The organism is Blastomonas sp. UPD001, from assembly GCF_003426715.1.
Lineage (GTDB): Bacteria > Pseudomonadota > Alphaproteobacteria > Sphingomonadales > Sphingomonadaceae > Blastomonas.
In genome coordinates this window covers 2,164,179-2,178,646 of record NZ_QKVT01000001.1, presented here as the reverse complement: position 1 = coordinate 2,178,646, position 14,468 = coordinate 2,164,179, and the positions used below count along the sequence as shown (strand labels likewise).

The window sequence follows — 14,468 nt, the reverse complement described above, 5'->3', positions numbered from 1 at the left end:
ATGCCCAGAACGCCCTCGCCACGCTCGCTGCCTCCGCTGCGCCTGCCCAGCAGGGGCGAGATGGTGCGCATCGCGATGCTGGGGCTGCTGGTGCTCGCGGCGATCGCATCCACGCAGGCGCTGCCCGGTGCATCGGCCCAGGATGGCGCGGCATCGGGAGCGCAGGACGCCGAGCAGGCGGACGAGACCGAAACCCGCGATCGCAGCGCCGCCGTCGACACCGACCAGGCCTCGTCCGCCGACCGGTCGCTGGCGGTCCCATCGATCGGCACTCGCCAGGCGGACAGTGCAGGGCTTGCGTCCGGATTCCAGCTTTCCTCGCCTTCGGGCAATCCGGTGCCGCCGCGCCAGCTGAGCTCGGCGGGCCAGGACGGCGGTCAGCTCGGCCCGCAGCGGCTGGAAGGCCAGGATGTGTGCGACGAGGCGGAGCCGGGCGCCGGTCCCGCGATCTGTGCCCGGCCGATCGAGACGCGCGCGGGCGAATTTTCCGGTCGCCGTCAGCCGCAGCTTTCCGCCGAACAGCGGCTGCTCGCGCAGCAGGCCGCCACCATCCCGGCGGGCGATGCGCCCGATGCGGCCGCGCGGCGGCTGGGTGCAGGGCGCAGTGCCGATCTCAGCAACAGCGATCTCGCCATCGCGGCCGTGGTGACCTCTGGCCAGACCGGCCAGGCGCCGTCCACCGAAGAAGAGACCAGCGATATTCCGGCCGATGCCACCAACGCGATCGATGCCATTCTGGGAGCCATCGTCAATGCCCCTCCGCCGCGGTGATGCCCGATGGCCCGCCCGCTTTCTCGCTGCATCGGTCCTTGCCGCCGCTGCGCCTGTTGCTGCGAGCGCTGACGCGATGACCACCGCCGCGGCGCAGGACCAGCCGATCACGCTTGTCGTCAGCAGGGATGGCGCATTGGTCGATGCCCGGGTGATGGCCGCGGCGCCTTGCCGCTGCGCTGGGCATTTTCGCATCGAATCGCGCTCGGGCGGTTCGAACAATTCGGTCAATACCAGCAGCTTCGGCGCGATCGACGAGGCGGGCCGCGTGCTCAGCCATGTCCGCTTCGGCGGATCGGACGACTGGACCATCCGGCTCACCGTCTCGATCGACGGGCGCGAGGATTATGTCATCACGCGATCATCGGGCATGGGGACGTGATGCACCCATGATCGTGCTTTCCAACCGGTTCGACAGGCTGGACGAGTTGATTGCCGATGCAGCGAGGGGCCATTGCACCTGGTCCGATTCGCTGGCCGCGATGGCGCCGATGATCGCGGCGGATGGCCTGTCGATGGACCTGATCTTCGGCGACAACCGCATGGTCCGATCGCTGGGTACGGTCGGTTTCGACCCGACGATGGTCCAGGCCTATGCCGATCACTATCATCGCATCGACCCACGCATCATCTATGCGCAGCGCTATGCCAGCCACGGCGTCATCTTCGACGAGGAGTTGCGCCGCCCCGATGATCCGGACGACCATGAGGAATTCTGGGAATGGCTGGAAAGCTCCAGCGCGCCCACCGAGGCATCGATGCTGGTCATGCCCTGTGTCGGGGATGCGCGCATCGGCCTGGCGGTGCACCGGCAGAAGGGCCGTGCGGACCATACCGATATCGTCCAGTTCTATCAGCGCTTCTACGACAAGTTCAACGCGATCAACCAGGCGTTGCGGCGCAGGCCCGGTGCGGCCGATGCGCGCAGCAACCTGCCGGGACAGCTGCAGCATATCGACTGTTTCTCGATCGTCGTCGACGAGGACATGCAGATTTCGTCGCCGTCGCCCGATCGGGCGCCGATGATCCGCTTCACCTTGCCGCTGACGGGCCTCGCGCGGCTCGACGAGGACGGTGTGCTGGCGGACATGCTGCCCGATTTCCAGTCGGCGCTGGTGGCCATGATGCAGAATGCCTTTCCGCAGCAGGGCATGGACCTGACGCTGAAGACCGGACTGGCCGATACGATGGCGCGGGTGGTGCCCTTGCCGCAAACTTCCGGCCCCAGAAGCGTCGAGGTCCATGTCACCTACATGAAACACGCGCTCGACGCGGTGAAGGTGTTCATGGGCGCGCTGGGCCTGACCCGGCGTCAGGCGGAGCTGCTCGATGTGCTGCGACGGGTCGATGCGCTCGAAGAGGCGGCCGCGCTGATGTCGATCAGCCGCAATACCGCGCGCGTCTTTCTGGCGCAGATCTTCGAACGCACCGGCATCCGGCGCAAGGTCGATCTGTTGCGGCTCGCCGATCAGTTCGCCTGAACCTGGCTCAGCTCTCGCCCGCCAGCGCAATCACGTCGATCTCGACCATCAGCTCGGGCAGCGCCAGCGCGCGCACCTCGACAATCGTGTCGGCGGGCCACGGCGGCGTGAAATAGCGACGCCGCGCCTCGACGATCGCCGGGAAATTTCCCATGTCGGTCAGATAGATCGTCACCTTGATGATGCGACTGCGGTCGCTGCCGCCGGCGGCGAGCACGCGGTCGATATTGGCGAAGGTCGCCTCGAGCTGCGCGGCGAAATCGCCGGCCCCGACAATTTGCCCGGCCGGGTCGATCGCCGCCTGGCCCGACAGGAAGAGCAGACCGCCCGCCTTCCAGCCCGGCGAGATCGCATAGGGTGCAAGCGGATCGGGGGTGATGGTGATGACCTCAGCCGGGACGGGCATGACAGGCGGCCTTTCGTGACGTAAAAGAGCGCGAGGATTCGCCTCGACACTGTAACCTTGTGGCGATGGATTGCGAATGACGGACATGATCGCCGCTCTCGACCCTGCCGAGCCCGCTCTGGCGCCCCAGGCCGCGCCCGATATCGCGCCGCCCGTGAGCGAACCCGATCACAGCCATGCGCTGACCACGCGGATCTGGCACTGGGTCAATCTGGTGTCGCTGATCGCGCTGTTCATGAGCGGACTCATGATCTTCAACGCGCATCCCCGGCTGTACTGGGGCGAATATGGCAATCGCGACGAGCCAGCCTGGCTGGTCATCGGCCAGCAGGGCTCGCGCGGATTTCTGGAGATCGGGGGGCAGCGCATCGATACCACCGGGCTGCTCGGGCGGTACGAGGACGGCGAGGGGCAGATGCGCAGCCGCGCCTTTCCCGGCTGGGCGACGATCCCCAGCGATTACAGCCTCGCCGATGGGCGGCACTGGCATTTCTTCTTCGCCTGGTTCTTCGCCTTCGGGCTGCTGTTCTTCATGGCCTTCAGCCTGTTGAACGGTCATATCCGCTCGATGATCGCGATGCGCGCGGCCGAATGGCACCCGCGCGCGCTGTGGCGGACGATTGTCGAACATGCCAGGTTCGATTTCCACACTGCGCCGGGCGAAGCCTATAACCCGTTGCAGAAGCTCAGCTATATCGCGGTGATCTTCGTGATGCTGCCGCTGATGATCATCACGGGTCTTGCCATGTCGCCGGGCACCGATGCCGCGCTGCATTTCCCGAGCATGATGTTCGGCGGACGCCAGACCGCGCGCTCGATCCATTTCATCATCGCCTGGTCGCTGATCGGCTTCATGCTGCTCCACGTCGCTCTGGTGATCGTGCACAAGCCGCTGACGTTGCTGCGCGGCATGACGATTGGGCACCGGCGATGAGCGAGACGAAGAGCCCCCTGATCGTGACGCGCCGCGCGCTGGTCGGCTCGCTCGCGGTCGCTTCGGGCGGGCTGCTCAGCGGCTGCGACGCGCTCAACGCCAACCAGGGCTGGCGCGACACGCTGCGACTGGCCGAAACCGGCAACATGGCGCTGCAGCGCGCGATCCAGGGGCGCGATCGGCTGGCGCGCGAATATTCGCCGCGCGATATCGGGCGCTCGGTCCCCGCGAACGGAACGCGCGCGCCGACCGATGCCGATTATCTCAAGCAGGCCGCGACCGGCTTTTCGGACTGGACGCTGACCATCGACGGGCTGGTGGAGAAGCCCACGCGCTTCGCGCTGGGCCAGATCCGGTCGATGCCGAAGCAGACCCAGATCACCCGGCACGACTGTGTCGAGGGCTGGAGCGCGATCGGCAAATGGACCGGAGTCAACCTCGCGCATCTGCTCGACAAGGTGCAGGTGAAGGACAGCGCGCGCTATCTGGTGTTTCACTGCGCCGATACGCTGCGCGCCGGGCCCTATTACGAGAGCATCGACATGGAGGATGCCCGCCATCCGCAGACCATGATGGCCTGGGCGCTCAACGACGAATTGCTGCCGATCGGCAATGGTGCGCCGCTCAGGCTGCGCGTCGAACGGCATCTGGGTTACAAGCACGCCAAATATGTCCGCCGTATAGAGGCGGTTGCTGACTATCGCCTCGCTTATGGCGGGGGCGGCGGTTACTGGGAAGACGCGGCGGGATATGAATGGTATGCTGGTATCTGACACGCGCAGCACCATCTAGACTGTCATGAGCCTGATCGATCGCTTTCTCGCCCGGATCATCCGCCAAGGCACGCTCGAGCTCACCGATCATCAGGGTCGCACCCGCAGCTTCGGTACGGCAGCGCCCGGCTTTCCCGATGTCGCGATCCGGCTGGCCGACAAGCATGTGGCGAGCTTCATCGCGCTCCACCCGCGCCTCGGGGCGGGCGAGGCCTATATGGACGGCCGGCTGATCATCGAGCGCGGCGACATCATGCAGCTGATCCAGCTCGTTCGCGCCAACGCGCCCTGGGACAAGGGCGGCGAGCTCAAGCCGAAAGGACCGTTGCGCAAGCTGGTCAAGGCGATTGGCGGGCGGATCGACCAGATCAACCCGGCGGGCCGGTCGCAGCGCAATGTCGCGCATCATTACGATCTCGACGACCGGCTCTACGATCTCTTCCTCGATGCCGACAAGCAGTATAGCTGCGCCTATTTCACCGATCCCGGCAACTCGCTCCAACAGGCGCAGGACGACAAGAAGGCGCATATCGCCGCCAAGCTCGCGCTGAAACCTGGCCTCAAGGTGCTCGATATCGGTTGCGGCTGGGGCGGCATGGCGCTCTATCTCAACCGTGTCGCCGATGTCGACGTGCTCGGCATCACCCTGTCGCACGAGCAGCTCAAGGTCGCGCGCCGCCGCGCCGAGGAGGCAGGCGTTGCCGACCGGGTGAAGTTCGAGCTGATCGACTATCGCGCGCTCAACGGAAGCTTCGACCGCATCGTCTCGGTCGGCATGTTCGAGCATGTCGGCGTGCCGCAATACGAGACCTTCTTCCGCCAGTGCCGCAAGCTGCTTGCGCAGAACGGGGTGATGCTGCTGCATACGATCGGGCGGATGGGCGTGCCCGGCGCGACCGATGCGTTCACCACCAAGTACATCTTCCCCGGCGGCTATATCCCGGCGCTGAGCGAGATCGTGCGCGCGAGCGAGCCCTCGCGGCTGATCGCCACCGATGTCGAGACGCTGCGGCTGCATTATGCGCACACGCTCAGGCTCTGGTACCAGCGCACGGTCGAGAAACGGGCCGAGATCGAGGCGCTCTACGACGCCCGCTTCTTCCGCATGTGGACCTTCTATCTCGCCGGGGCCACCGCCGCGTTCGAACATGGCGGCATGTGCAACTATCAAGTGCAGTTCGCGCGCAGCCGCCACGCGCTGCCGATCACCCGCGACTATATGGCCGAAGCCGAAGCGCAATACCGCTCAGGCTGAGAGCCTTTAGGCCGAATACCACGCGACGCCGTCGCGCACGGTGCAGGTCGCACGCCCGGCATATTCGAGATAGCGCAGATGCGCCATCGCTTCGCCGGTGGCGATGCCATAGACGCTGTCGTCGACCTTGCGCGCGAACAGGATGCCGAACGTGTCGACCGCGCGCATCGCCTGCTCCTTGAGCGCCGCCTCGAGCGCATCGAGCCGGTCGTGATGCCCCTCGGCCAGGGCATCGAGCCGCGCATGCACCCCGGTGAACGGGAAACCGTGCGCGGGCAGGATGAGCTCGTCGCCGGTCAGCGCGGCGCGGAATTTCGCGATGCTGTCGAGCCATTCGCGCAAGGGATCGGCGGTCGGCTCGCTCGCCATGATCGAGACATTGCTGGTGATGCGCGGCAGGATCTGGTCGCCCGCGATCACCACCTGGCCCGGCTTGTCGATCAGGCACGCGTGCTCGGGCGTGTGCCCGCCGCCGGTCATCACCGTCCAGCGCCGCTTGCCGATCTGCACCTCGCCGCCGTCTTCCATCCGCACATGGCCGATCGGAAGCGGCGCGACCATCCGCGCGAAATTGCCCCAGCCGCGTGCGCGCATTTCGTCCAGCCGCCTGTCGTCCCAGCCGGCCTGGCGCATCTGGTCGATCGCCTCTTCAGGCGGCTGTTCGCGCACATCGGAGGTGAGCATCCGCGCCATCAGCCATTCGGTGCGGTTCATCCACAGCCGCACCCCGAAACGGCGGCACAGCCAGCCGGCGGCCCCGACATGATCGGGATGGAAATGGGTGACGAGCACGCGGGTGATGCGTCGGCCCTGCAGCCCTTCGGCGAACAGCTTCTTCCACGCATCGGTCGAGGCGGGCATGTACAGCCCGGTATCGACGATCGCGACGCCATCGCCCTGTTCGTCGGTATCGTCGAGCAGCCAGATGTTGATATGGTCGAGCGATCCGGGAACCGGCAGCCGGGTCCATCCGAGCCCCGGCGCGATCGCGAAATACTCGCCATAGCCCGGCGCATGATCGCCGAGCGGATAGGTCAGCCCGCGAAATTCCTTGGGCTCGAGCCCATGGTCGGCGAGCGAGGCATCATAAGCGGGCGGCCCCGAGCGCGTTTCCACCTCTTCCGGGGCCGCTGCCTCGGCCATCAGTCGCGCCCGTCTTCGGCTTCGTCACCGCCGAGCAGCGCCGATTCGATCGCGGCCTCGCGCGCGGCTTCCTCGGCGGCGCGGTGCTGCGCATCGCGCTCGGCGCGCAATTCCTCGATCAGCGCCTCGCGGTCGCCGCCCAGACGGGTGTCGGTCGGCGCCTGTTCGGTGATGCCGGCCTTCTTCGCGGCCTTGGCGACGATCGCGTCGAGCTCGCGCTGCGAGCACAGGCCGAGCGTCACCGGGTCCTTGGGCTGGATGTTCGAGATGTTCCAGTGGCTGCGATCGCGGATCGCGGCGATGGTGTTGCGCGTCGTGCCGATCAGCTTGCCGATCTGCGCGTCCGAGATTTCGGGATGGTTGCGCAGGATCCAGGCGATGCCGTCGGGCTTGTCCTGGCGCTTGGACACCGGGGTGTAGCGCGGGCCCTTGGTGCGGCGCACCTGCGCGGGACCGGCGATGATCTTGAGACGATAGTCGGGATCGGCCTGGCCCTTCTCGATCTCGGCCATGGTCAGCTCGCCCGCGCGCACCGGATCGCGGCCGGTATATTTGCTGCTGGCAAGGTCGTCGGCCATCGCCTGGACTTCCAGGATGTGCAGGCCGCAGAAATCGGCAATCTGTTCGAAGCTGAGGCCGGTATTGTCGACCATCCAGGATGCGGTCGCGTGCGGCATCAGCGGCTGGGGGTTGGCAGACATGCGCGTTTCTCCAAAAAATATGGCCACCCCTCGCGGGGTGGCCGAATGCTGGGCACGGGCATAAGCGAAACTTGCGCTGCGGGCAAGCGTCTTGGGGCTGCGCGTCCTTTCCAGCGCGCCGATCGGTCGCCGGGCGATCGCCGCGCGGACGGCCGGGCGTTCAGGCGGCGAGCGCGAAGCGGGCGCTGATCGGCACCAGGGCGTTCAGGAACTGGCGGGTGCTGGCATCCCAGGTGAAGGCGCGCCCCGCTGCCAGGCAATCGGCGCGGTCAAGGCTGAGCGCGGCCGCGATCGCCGTGTCGAGATCGGCGTCCATTGCGCCCGCGCCCGGCGTCAGCACGTCGAGCGGGCCGGAGACCGGATAGGCCGCAACCGGAGTCCCGCAGGCCAGCGCCTCGATCATCACCAGCCCGAACGTGTCGGTGCGGCTGGGGAAGACGAACACGTCCGCGCCGGCATAATAGCCCGCCAGCGCCGCGCCCGATTGCGCGCCGACGAAATGCGCTTGGGGGTGCGCTCGGGCCAAGGCCTCGCGCGCGGGGCCATCACCGACGACCACCTTCGATCCGGGATGGCGGCTCGACAGGAACGCCTCGATATTCTTCTCGACCGCGACGCGCCCGACATAGAGCTGGATCGGGCCTTCGAGCTCGGCATAGAGCGCGGGCCGGGGGGCGTCAGGCCCGAAACAGCCCAGATCGACGCCGCGGCCCCAGTGCACCACCTGGCCCAGCCCCTGGCCGCGCAGCTGCGCCCGCACCGTTTCGGTCGACACCAGGATCGCCTGTGCAGGCGCGTGGAACCAGCGGATGAACGGCCAGAACATCGCGGCGGGAAGCCCGGTGCGCCGCGCCAGATAATCGGGAAACTGGGTGTGATAGGCGGTGGTGAAGGGATAGCCGTGATCGAGGCAGAAGCGCCGCGCGGCGATGCCCAGCGGCCCTTCGGTGGCGATATGCACCGCATCGGGCGCAAAGTCGCTCAGCCGGGAACCGACGCCGTAGCGCGTGGTCAGCGCGAGCCGGATCTCGGGATAGGAAGGGCAGGGGATCGAGGCATATTGGTCGGGCGAGATGACCAGCAGTTCGTGACCCAGCGCGCGCAGCCGCTCGGTCACGGCGGTCAGCGTGCGCACCACGCCATTGACCTGCGGCGCCCAGGCATCGGTGATGACCGCGATCTTCATGCAGGCCGGCATGCCCGTCTCCCCTGTCGCGCGGCCAGGGTTCAGGCCGCCACCGCTTCGCGTTCCTGCCGGGCGAGGGCCTCGGCCTCGGCCGCCTGGCGTTCCTTCATGATCTCGGCCCAGTGCAGTACTTCCATGCGCCCGTCGAAATGCTCGACCAGCGCGGTGCAGCCTTCGACCCAGTCGCCGTCATTATAATAGTCCACCCCGCCGATCTGACGGATCTCGGCGGTGTGGATATGCCCGCAGACCACGCCATCGACGCCGCGCTCGGCGGCAGCGCGCGCGACCAGCTCCTCGAAGCGCGAGATGAACTCGACCGCGTTCTTGACCTTGTGCTTGGCCATCTTGGACAGCGACCAGTAGGACAGGCCGAAACGCTGGCGCACCCAGTTGACGCCGATGTTCATGCTCATCAGCAGATGGTAGAGCGTGTCGCCGACGAACGCGAGCCAGCGGTGCGCGAGCATGATCGTGTCGAACTCGTCGCCGTGCAGCACCATCAGCCGCTTGCCATCGGCCGTCTCGTGGAATGCGGCGCGGCGGATCTCGACGCCGCCGAAATTGAGCCCGCTGAACTGGCGGAACATCTCGTCATGGTTGCCGGGGATATAGACGATCCGCGTGCCGCGCTTGGCGCGCTTGAGAATGCGCCAGACGATGTCGTTATGCGCAGGCGGCCAGTAGAATTTCTTCTTCAGTCGCCAGCCGTCGATGATGTCGCCGACCAGATACATGGTGTCGCTGTCGACATGGTCGAGAAAGTCGATGAGCATCTGCGCGTTGCAGCCGCGCGTGCCCAGATGCACGTCGGAGATCCACACCGTGCGATAGCGGCGGCGCTTGTCGACCGGCGCCTCGGGGATATAGGGCTGGCCGCCGGGAAAGCCGGTGACGTTGGCGAAGTCGTCGGCGGCAAGACTGTCCGCAGTGAACTGGCCGGTATGCGCCGCGCCCGCCAGGATCGCGCCGATCGGGTCGCTGAATTCGTCGAGGGCCATGTGGCGCTTGCTCCCTTGCGGATATCTGCATCCTCGGGACCACGCCAATGGCGGTTTAATGTGACAACTCGAATCGTATAGCGATGACGGCTTGATGACAGTCGGTGGACTATTCGCCGACGTCCAGCACGATCTTGCCGATGAGATCGCCCGATTCCATCTGCGCGTGCGCCCTGGCCGCCTCGGCCAGCGGATAGCGGCTGTGGATGATCGGCGACAGCTCGCCGGTCGCGACCAGCGGCCAGACCTCGCGCGCGATCTCGTCGGCGAGCAGCGCCTTGAACGCGTTCGAGCGCGGGCGCAGCGTCGATCCGGTCAGCGTCAGGCGCCGGCGCATGATCTCGAGCACCGAAATCTCGGCCTTCATGCCGCCCTGCACCGCGATGGTGACGTTGCGGCCATCATCGGCCAGGCAGGCCATGTTGCGCGGCAAATAGCTGCCGCCCACCATGTCGAGCACGATCTCGACGCCCTTGCCGTCGGTCAGGCGCTGGACCTCCTCGACGAAATCGTGCGTCTTGTAGTTGATCGCATGCGCCGCGCCGATCCGGAGCGCGGCGTCGCACTTGTCGTCGCTGCCGCAGGTGACGATGACCTTGAGATCGAACAGCTTGCCCAGCATGATCGCCATCGTGCCGATGCCGCTGGTGCCGCCATGCACCAGCACCGTCTCGCCGTCGCGGGCATAGGCGCGCTGGAACAGGTTGTGCCACACGGTGAACAGCGTTTCGGGCAGCGCGGCGGCTTCGACCATGGCGATGCCCGACGGCACCACCAGGCAATGGTCGGCGCGCGCAAGGCAGTATTCGGCATAGCCGCCGCCTGCGACCAGCGCGCAGACCGGCTGGCCGATCAGCGCATCGTCGGTATCGGGACCTGCGGCAACAACCGTGCCGGCGATTTCCAGTCCCGGAATGTGCGGCGCCCCTGGCGGCGGCGGATAAAAGCCCTGGCGCTGGATGACATCGGGCCGGTTCACCCCGGCGGCAGCGACGCGCACGAGTAGCTCGCCTGGCCCTGGCACCGGAACTTGTGTCTCGCCCGCCACCAGTACTTCCGGCCCGCCAGGCTCGGCATAATCAACCGCCTGCATGGTAGCTGGAATTACTTTCGTCATTTCCAGGATCGACATGACCTGGTGCTCCCCCCGTTGCCGGACAAACCCGTCAACTTCTGTAAATGCCCATATTGACAGCTAAGGCACCGGGGTCAACAATAAGTCCCATGGAGCCCGATGAAAGCCTGTCGCGCCTGCGTATGGACGCTGCCCACAAACTGGGCAGCGAGGATATCGATGCCTATTCGCTGGACGAACTGGATGCGCGCATCGCGCTGTGCCGGGCGGAGATCGCGCGCTGCGAGGCGCGCAAGGCCTTTGCCGCGCAGCACCGGCTGAGCGCGGAAGCGCTGTTTCGCAAGAGCTGATCGCCGCGTTGGGGGGCTTTGAGCCCGACGGCGCATCCGCCCCGCACGATCAGCCGTTCAACTGGCACGGCTTTTGCTGTGATTATTCGCGACGAGTGGCTTCGAGCCTGCTGGATTTGCCGTAACAGCGTCCTATATTGGTGCACGTGGAGCGCCCCGGAGTGGACAGCCGAAATGGCTGCGGGGCTATGGCAAAGAGGCGCTTGACGATGAGGGGCCCGGCCCTTTTTTCCGGGCGGATTGAATGAGAAGGCGGGTATCTCGCCCGCTGCGGAGTATCGCAATATGCCATCCTTTGCCGAATCGCTGGAAAAGACGCTGCACCAGGCGCTGCACAATGCCGCCGACCGGCGTCATGAATATGCCACGCTCGAACATCTGCTGCTTGCGCTGATCGACGATGCCGATGCCGCGCAGGTGATGCAGGCGTGCGGCGTGGACCTGGGCGAACTGGGCGATGCCGTCACCCATTATCTCGATAACGAGCTGGATTCGCTCAAGGTCGCCGAAAAGACCGACCCTGCGCCGACCTCCGGCTTCCAGCGTGTCGTCCAGCGCGCGATCCTGCACGTCCAGTCCTCGGGCAAGGACGTCGTCACCGGCGCGAACGTGCTGGTGGCATTGTTCTCCGAGCGCGAGAGCTATGCCGTCTATTTCCTGCAGCAGCAGGACATGAGCCGTCTCGATGCGGTGAGCTATATCAGCCATGGCATCGGCAAGGGCGGCCAGCCGGTCGAGCAGCGCACCGTGCGCGGGACCGAGGAGCCGCAGGAGGAAAAGCAGGACGCTGCCGCCAAGCAGAAGAAGGACAGCGCGCTCGACCAGTTCACGGTCAACCTCAACGCGCGCGCGCAGGCCGGCAAGATCGATCCGCTGATCGGCCGCGGGCCGGAAGTCGACCGCACGATCCAGATCCTGTGCCGCCGTTCGAAGAACAACCCGCTCTATGTCGGTGATCCCGGCGTCGGCAAGACCGCGATCGCCGAAGGTCTGGCGCGCAAGATCGTCGAGGGCGACGTTCCCGAAGTGCTGCAGAAGGCGGTGATCTATTCGCTCGACATGGGCGCGCTGCTCGCCGGCACGCGCTATCGCGGCGATTTCGAGGAGCGGCTGAAGCAGGTCGTCTCGGAGCTCGAGAAGATGCCGCATGCGGTGCTGTTCATCGACGAGATCCACACCGTGATCGGCGCGGGTGCGACGTCGGGCGGCGCGATGGATGCGTCCAACCTGCTCAAGCCCGCCTTGTCGAGCGGGTCGATCCGCTGCATCGGATCGACCACCTACAAGGAGTTCCGCAACCATTTCGAAAAGGATCGCGCGCTGCTGCGCCGGTTCCAGAAGATCGACGTGAACGAGCCGACGATCGAGGACACGATCAAGATCCTCAAGGGTCTGCGCACCGCGTTCGAGGATCACCACAAGGTCAAGTACACCCCCGATGCGATCAAGACCGCGGTCGAGCTTTCGGCGCGCTATATCAACGACCGCAAGCTGCCCGACAAGGCGATCGACGTGATCGACGAGGTCGGCGCGATGCAGATGCTGGTGCCGCCCGCCAAGCGGCGCAAGATCATCACCGCGCGCGAGATCGAAAGCGTGATCGCGACGATGGCGCGCATCCCGCCCAAGTCGGTGTCGAAGGATGACAAGAAGGTGCTCGAGCATCTCGACCGCGACCTGAAGCGCGTCGTGTTCGGCCAGAACAAGGCGATCGAAGTGCTGTCGAGCGCGATCAAGCTCAGCCGTGCAGGCCTGCGCGATCCGGACAAGCCGATCGGCAACTATCTGTTCTCCGGCCCCACCGGCGTCGGCAAGACCGAGGTCGCGCGGCAGCTCGCCAATATCATGGGCATTCCGCTGCAGCGCTTCGACATGTCCGAATATATGGAACGCCACTCGGTCAGCCGGCTGATCGGCGCGCCTCCGGGCTATGTCGGCTATGACCAGGGCGGCCTGCTCACCGATGCCATCGACCAGCAGCCGCATTGCGTGCTGCTGCTCGACGAGATCGAGAAGGCGCATCCGGACCTGTTCAACATCCTGTTGCAGGTGATGGACAATGGCAAGCTGACCGACCACCACGGCAAGACCGTCGATTTCCGCAATGTCGTGCTGATCATGACGACCAACGCGGGCGCGGCGGACATGGCGCGCGAGGGCATCGGCTTTGGCGATGTCAGCCGCGAGGACGCGTCGGACGAGGCGGTGAAGAAGATGTTCACCCCCGAATTCCGCAACCGTCTCGATGCGATCGTGCCGTTCGGCTATCTGGGAACCGAGGTTGTCGCCCGCGTGGTCGACAAGTTCATCCTCCAGCTCGAACTGCAGCTCGCCGACCAGAACGTGCACATCCGGCTCGACCAGGAAGCGCGCGACTGGCTGTCAGAACGCGGTTACGATCGTCTCTACGGTGCCCGCCCGATGGCGCGGCTCATCCAGGAGAAGATCAAGCAGCCGCTGGCGGAAGAGCTGCTGTTCGGCAAGCTGGTCCAGGGTGGCGAGGTCAACGTCCATATGAAGGACGGCGCCATGGCCTTCGAGATCGTCCCCGCGCCGCCCAAGGCGGGCAAGCCCAAAAAGGCGCGCGGATCTGCCAAGAAGGCGAGCGATACCAACGCGGATTGATCGAGAGGCCCGGCTGGCATGATGTCAGTCGGGCCTTTTTTGTTCCCAACCCACATCCGTTTGTCCCGAGCGTGTCGAGGGACCTTGCACAACCGTTCGGGATTTCGTCCCTCGACTTGAGTTTATCCTGAGCGGCTGGCTCGCCAGCCAGACGAAGGACCGGGACAAACGGGGGTGGGAGCCTTAGAGCCTCGCCCCATGACTACCTTCTCTCTCCCCTTTACCGCCGAGCCGCAGCACATCGACGAGCTCGGCCATGTCAACAATGCCGTCTGGGTGCAGTGGCTGCAGGAGCTGTCGGTCGCCCATTGGAATGCGGCGGCGGATCCGGCGCATGTCGCCGCCTATTTCTGGGTCATCGTGCGGCACGAGATCGACTATCGCGGCAATATCGGCCTGGGCGAAACCGCGATCGGGCGCACCTGGGTGCCCGGCACCCCCAAGGGCGCGCGCTTTGCCCGCCATGCCGCCTTTGCCGATGCCAGCGGCCGCGACATCGTTACCGCGATCTCGACCTGGGCGATGCTCGACAAGGCCACCGGCAGGCCTGCGCGCGTCACCGCGGATATCGCCGCCGCCTTCCAGCCCTGACGCGTCAGCCGCGCATCGCGAACGCGGCGATCGGCTCGTAGACGCTGCCGTCATGGCCGACATGGCTCTGCATCAGCAGCAGCTCGTCAAAGCCGAATCGGTCGCCCGGAAGCGGCGGCTGCGATGCCATCGACCAGCAGCCGCATTGCGTGCTGCTGCTCGACGAGATCGAGAAG

The 14,468-nt window shown here is 65.9% G+C and carries 15 protein-coding genes; 9 read left to right on the top strand and 6 right to left on the bottom strand.

Going from position 1 to position 14,468, the window contains the following annotated elements; all coding sequences use genetic code 11:
• From DM995_RS11090 to DM995_RS11080, 3 genes are all read left to right on the top strand, one after another.
• A complete protein-coding gene (locus DM995_RS11090; protein ID WP_116969455.1) occupies window positions 1-771 on the top strand; it encodes a hypothetical protein in 771 nt (256 codons plus the stop codon).
• A 76-nt stretch (window positions 772-847) separates the two neighbouring features.
• Complete coding sequence (locus DM995_RS11085; protein WP_116969454.1) at window positions 848-1,153, top strand: hypothetical protein; 306 nt, start codon at window positions 848-850, stop codon at window positions 1,151-1,153.
• Window positions 1,154-1,160: 7 nt separating this feature from the next.
• Complete coding sequence (locus tag DM995_RS11080) at window positions 1,161-2,252, top strand: helix-turn-helix transcriptional regulator (protein WP_116969453.1); 1,092 nt, start codon at window positions 1,161-1,163, stop codon at window positions 2,250-2,252.
• Window positions 2,253-2,259: 7 nt separating this feature from the next.
• Here the strand turns inward: DM995_RS11080 and DM995_RS11075 are convergent, their stop codons facing one another.
• A complete protein-coding gene (locus tag DM995_RS11075) occupies window positions 2,260-2,658 on the bottom strand; it encodes a RidA family protein (protein ID WP_116969452.1) in 399 nt (132 codons plus the stop codon).
• Between the two features lie 85 nt (window positions 2,659-2,743).
• Between DM995_RS11075 and DM995_RS11070 the strand changes: the two genes are divergently transcribed.
• Genes DM995_RS11070 through DM995_RS11060 form a run of 3 tightly spaced genes read left to right on the top strand, consistent with a single transcriptional unit; the run spans window position 2,744 to window position 5,620 of the window.
• Window positions 2,744-3,592, top strand: coding sequence for a cytochrome b/b6 domain-containing protein (locus tag DM995_RS11070; RefSeq protein WP_232824327.1), 849 nt, complete (start codon window positions 2,744-2,746; stop codon window positions 3,590-3,592).
• Window positions 3,589-4,365: a molybdopterin-dependent oxidoreductase gene (locus DM995_RS11065; RefSeq protein ID WP_116969450.1), complete on the top strand. Its 777-nt coding sequence runs from the start codon at window positions 3,589-3,591 to the stop codon at window positions 4,363-4,365. The genes DM995_RS11070 and DM995_RS11065 overlap by 4 nt, the downstream gene beginning before the upstream one ends.
• A gap of 25 nt (window positions 4,366-4,390) precedes the next feature.
• Window positions 4,391-5,620 carry an SAM-dependent methyltransferase gene (locus DM995_RS11060; RefSeq protein WP_116969449.1) on the top strand — a complete coding sequence of 410 codons (1,230 nt, stop codon included), beginning with the start codon at window positions 4,391-4,393 and terminating at the stop codon, window positions 5,618-5,620.
• Window positions 5,621-5,626: 6 nt separating this feature from the next.
• Here the strand turns inward: DM995_RS11060 and DM995_RS11055 are convergent, their stop codons facing one another.
• The 5 genes from DM995_RS11055 to DM995_RS11035 form a co-directional block, all read right to left on the bottom strand.
• Entirely contained in the window at window positions 5,627-6,763 is a 1,137-nt protein-coding gene (locus DM995_RS11055; RefSeq protein WP_116969448.1) for an MBL fold metallo-hydrolase, read from the bottom strand.
• On the bottom strand, window positions 6,763-7,464 hold the full coding sequence (locus tag DM995_RS11050; RefSeq protein WP_116969447.1) for a DUF1013 domain-containing protein: 702 nt from the start codon (window positions 7,462-7,464) through the stop codon (window positions 6,763-6,765). The genes DM995_RS11055 and DM995_RS11050 overlap by 1 nt, the downstream gene beginning before the upstream one ends.
• A gap of 160 nt (window positions 7,465-7,624) precedes the next feature.
• Entirely contained in the window at window positions 7,625-8,650 is a 1,026-nt protein-coding gene (locus DM995_RS11045; RefSeq protein ID WP_116969446.1) for a glycosyltransferase family 4 protein, read from the bottom strand.
• A 41-nt stretch (window positions 8,651-8,691) separates the two neighbouring features.
• A complete protein-coding gene (locus DM995_RS11040; protein ID WP_116969445.1) occupies window positions 8,692-9,651 on the bottom strand; it encodes a UDP-2,3-diacylglucosamine diphosphatase in 960 nt (319 codons plus the stop codon).
• Between the two features lie 109 nt (window positions 9,652-9,760).
• Complete coding sequence (locus tag DM995_RS11035) at window positions 9,761-10,744, bottom strand: NAD(P)H-quinone oxidoreductase (protein WP_232824325.1); 984 nt, start codon at window positions 10,742-10,744, stop codon at window positions 9,761-9,763.
• A 131-nt stretch (window positions 10,745-10,875) separates the two neighbouring features.
• On the opposite strand from DM995_RS11035, the gene DM995_RS11030 reads away from it, so the two are divergent.
• The 3 genes from DM995_RS11030 to DM995_RS11020 all read left to right on the top strand — a co-directional run bounded on the left by DM995_RS11030 (window position 10,876) and on the right by DM995_RS11020 (window position 14,292).
• Window positions 10,876-11,076 carry a DUF1192 domain-containing protein gene (locus DM995_RS11030; protein ID WP_116969444.1) on the top strand — a complete coding sequence of 67 codons (201 nt, stop codon included), beginning with the start codon at window positions 10,876-10,878 and terminating at the stop codon, window positions 11,074-11,076.
• 285 nt (window positions 11,077-11,361) lie between these two features.
• Entirely contained in the window at window positions 11,362-13,701 is a 2,340-nt protein-coding gene (gene clpA / locus DM995_RS11025; protein ID WP_116970424.1) for an ATP-dependent Clp protease ATP-binding subunit ClpA, read from the top strand.
• Between the two features lie 198 nt (window positions 13,702-13,899).
• Window positions 13,900-14,292: an acyl-CoA thioesterase gene (locus DM995_RS11020; RefSeq protein WP_023837485.1), complete on the top strand. Its 393-nt coding sequence runs from the start codon at window positions 13,900-13,902 to the stop codon at window positions 14,290-14,292.
• Window positions 14,293-14,468 lie beyond the last annotated feature (176 nt).

Bases quoted from the DNA above. Each gene is read 5' to 3' on its own strand.
- DM995_RS11090 (WP_116969455.1), top strand. From the start codon at position 1: ATGCCCAGAACGCCCTCGCCACGCTCGCTGCCTCCGCTGCGCCTGCCC.
- DM995_RS11085 (WP_116969454.1), top strand. From the start codon at position 848: ATGACCACCGCCGCGGCGCAGGACCAGCCGATCACGCTTGTCGTCAGC.
- DM995_RS11080 (WP_116969453.1), top strand. From the start codon at position 1,161: ATGATCGTGCTTTCCAACCGGTTCGACAGGCTGGACGAGTTGATTGCC.
- DM995_RS11075 (WP_116969452.1), bottom strand. From the start codon at position 2,658: ATGCCCGTCCCGGCTGAGGTCATCACCATCACCCCCGATCCGCTTGCA.
- DM995_RS11070 (WP_232824327.1), top strand. From the start codon at position 2,744: ATGATCGCCGCTCTCGACCCTGCCGAGCCCGCTCTGGCGCCCCAGGCC.
- DM995_RS11065 (WP_116969450.1), top strand. From the start codon at position 3,589: ATGAGCGAGACGAAGAGCCCCCTGATCGTGACGCGCCGCGCGCTGGTC.
- DM995_RS11060 (WP_116969449.1), top strand. From the start codon at position 4,391: ATGAGCCTGATCGATCGCTTTCTCGCCCGGATCATCCGCCAAGGCACG.
- DM995_RS11055 (WP_116969448.1), bottom strand. From the start codon at position 6,763: ATGGCCGAGGCAGCGGCCCCGGAAGAGGTGGAAACGCGCTCGGGGCCG.
- DM995_RS11050 (WP_116969447.1), bottom strand. From the start codon at position 7,464: ATGTCTGCCAACCCCCAGCCGCTGATGCCGCACGCGACCGCATCCTGG.
- DM995_RS11045 (WP_116969446.1), bottom strand. From the start codon at position 8,650: ATGAAGATCGCGGTCATCACCGATGCCTGGGCGCCGCAGGTCAATGGC.
- DM995_RS11040 (WP_116969445.1), bottom strand. From the start codon at position 9,651: ATGGCCCTCGACGAATTCAGCGACCCGATCGGCGCGATCCTGGCGGGC.
- DM995_RS11035 (WP_232824325.1), bottom strand. From the start codon at position 10,744: ATGCAGGCGGTTGATTATGCCGAGCCTGGCGGGCCGGAAGTACTGGTG.
- DM995_RS11030 (WP_116969444.1), top strand. From the start codon at position 10,876: ATGGAGCCCGATGAAAGCCTGTCGCGCCTGCGTATGGACGCTGCCCAC.
- clpA (WP_116970424.1), top strand. From the start codon at position 11,362: ATGCCATCCTTTGCCGAATCGCTGGAAAAGACGCTGCACCAGGCGCTG.
- DM995_RS11020 (WP_023837485.1), top strand. From the start codon at position 13,900: ATGACTACCTTCTCTCTCCCCTTTACCGCCGAGCCGCAGCACATCGAC.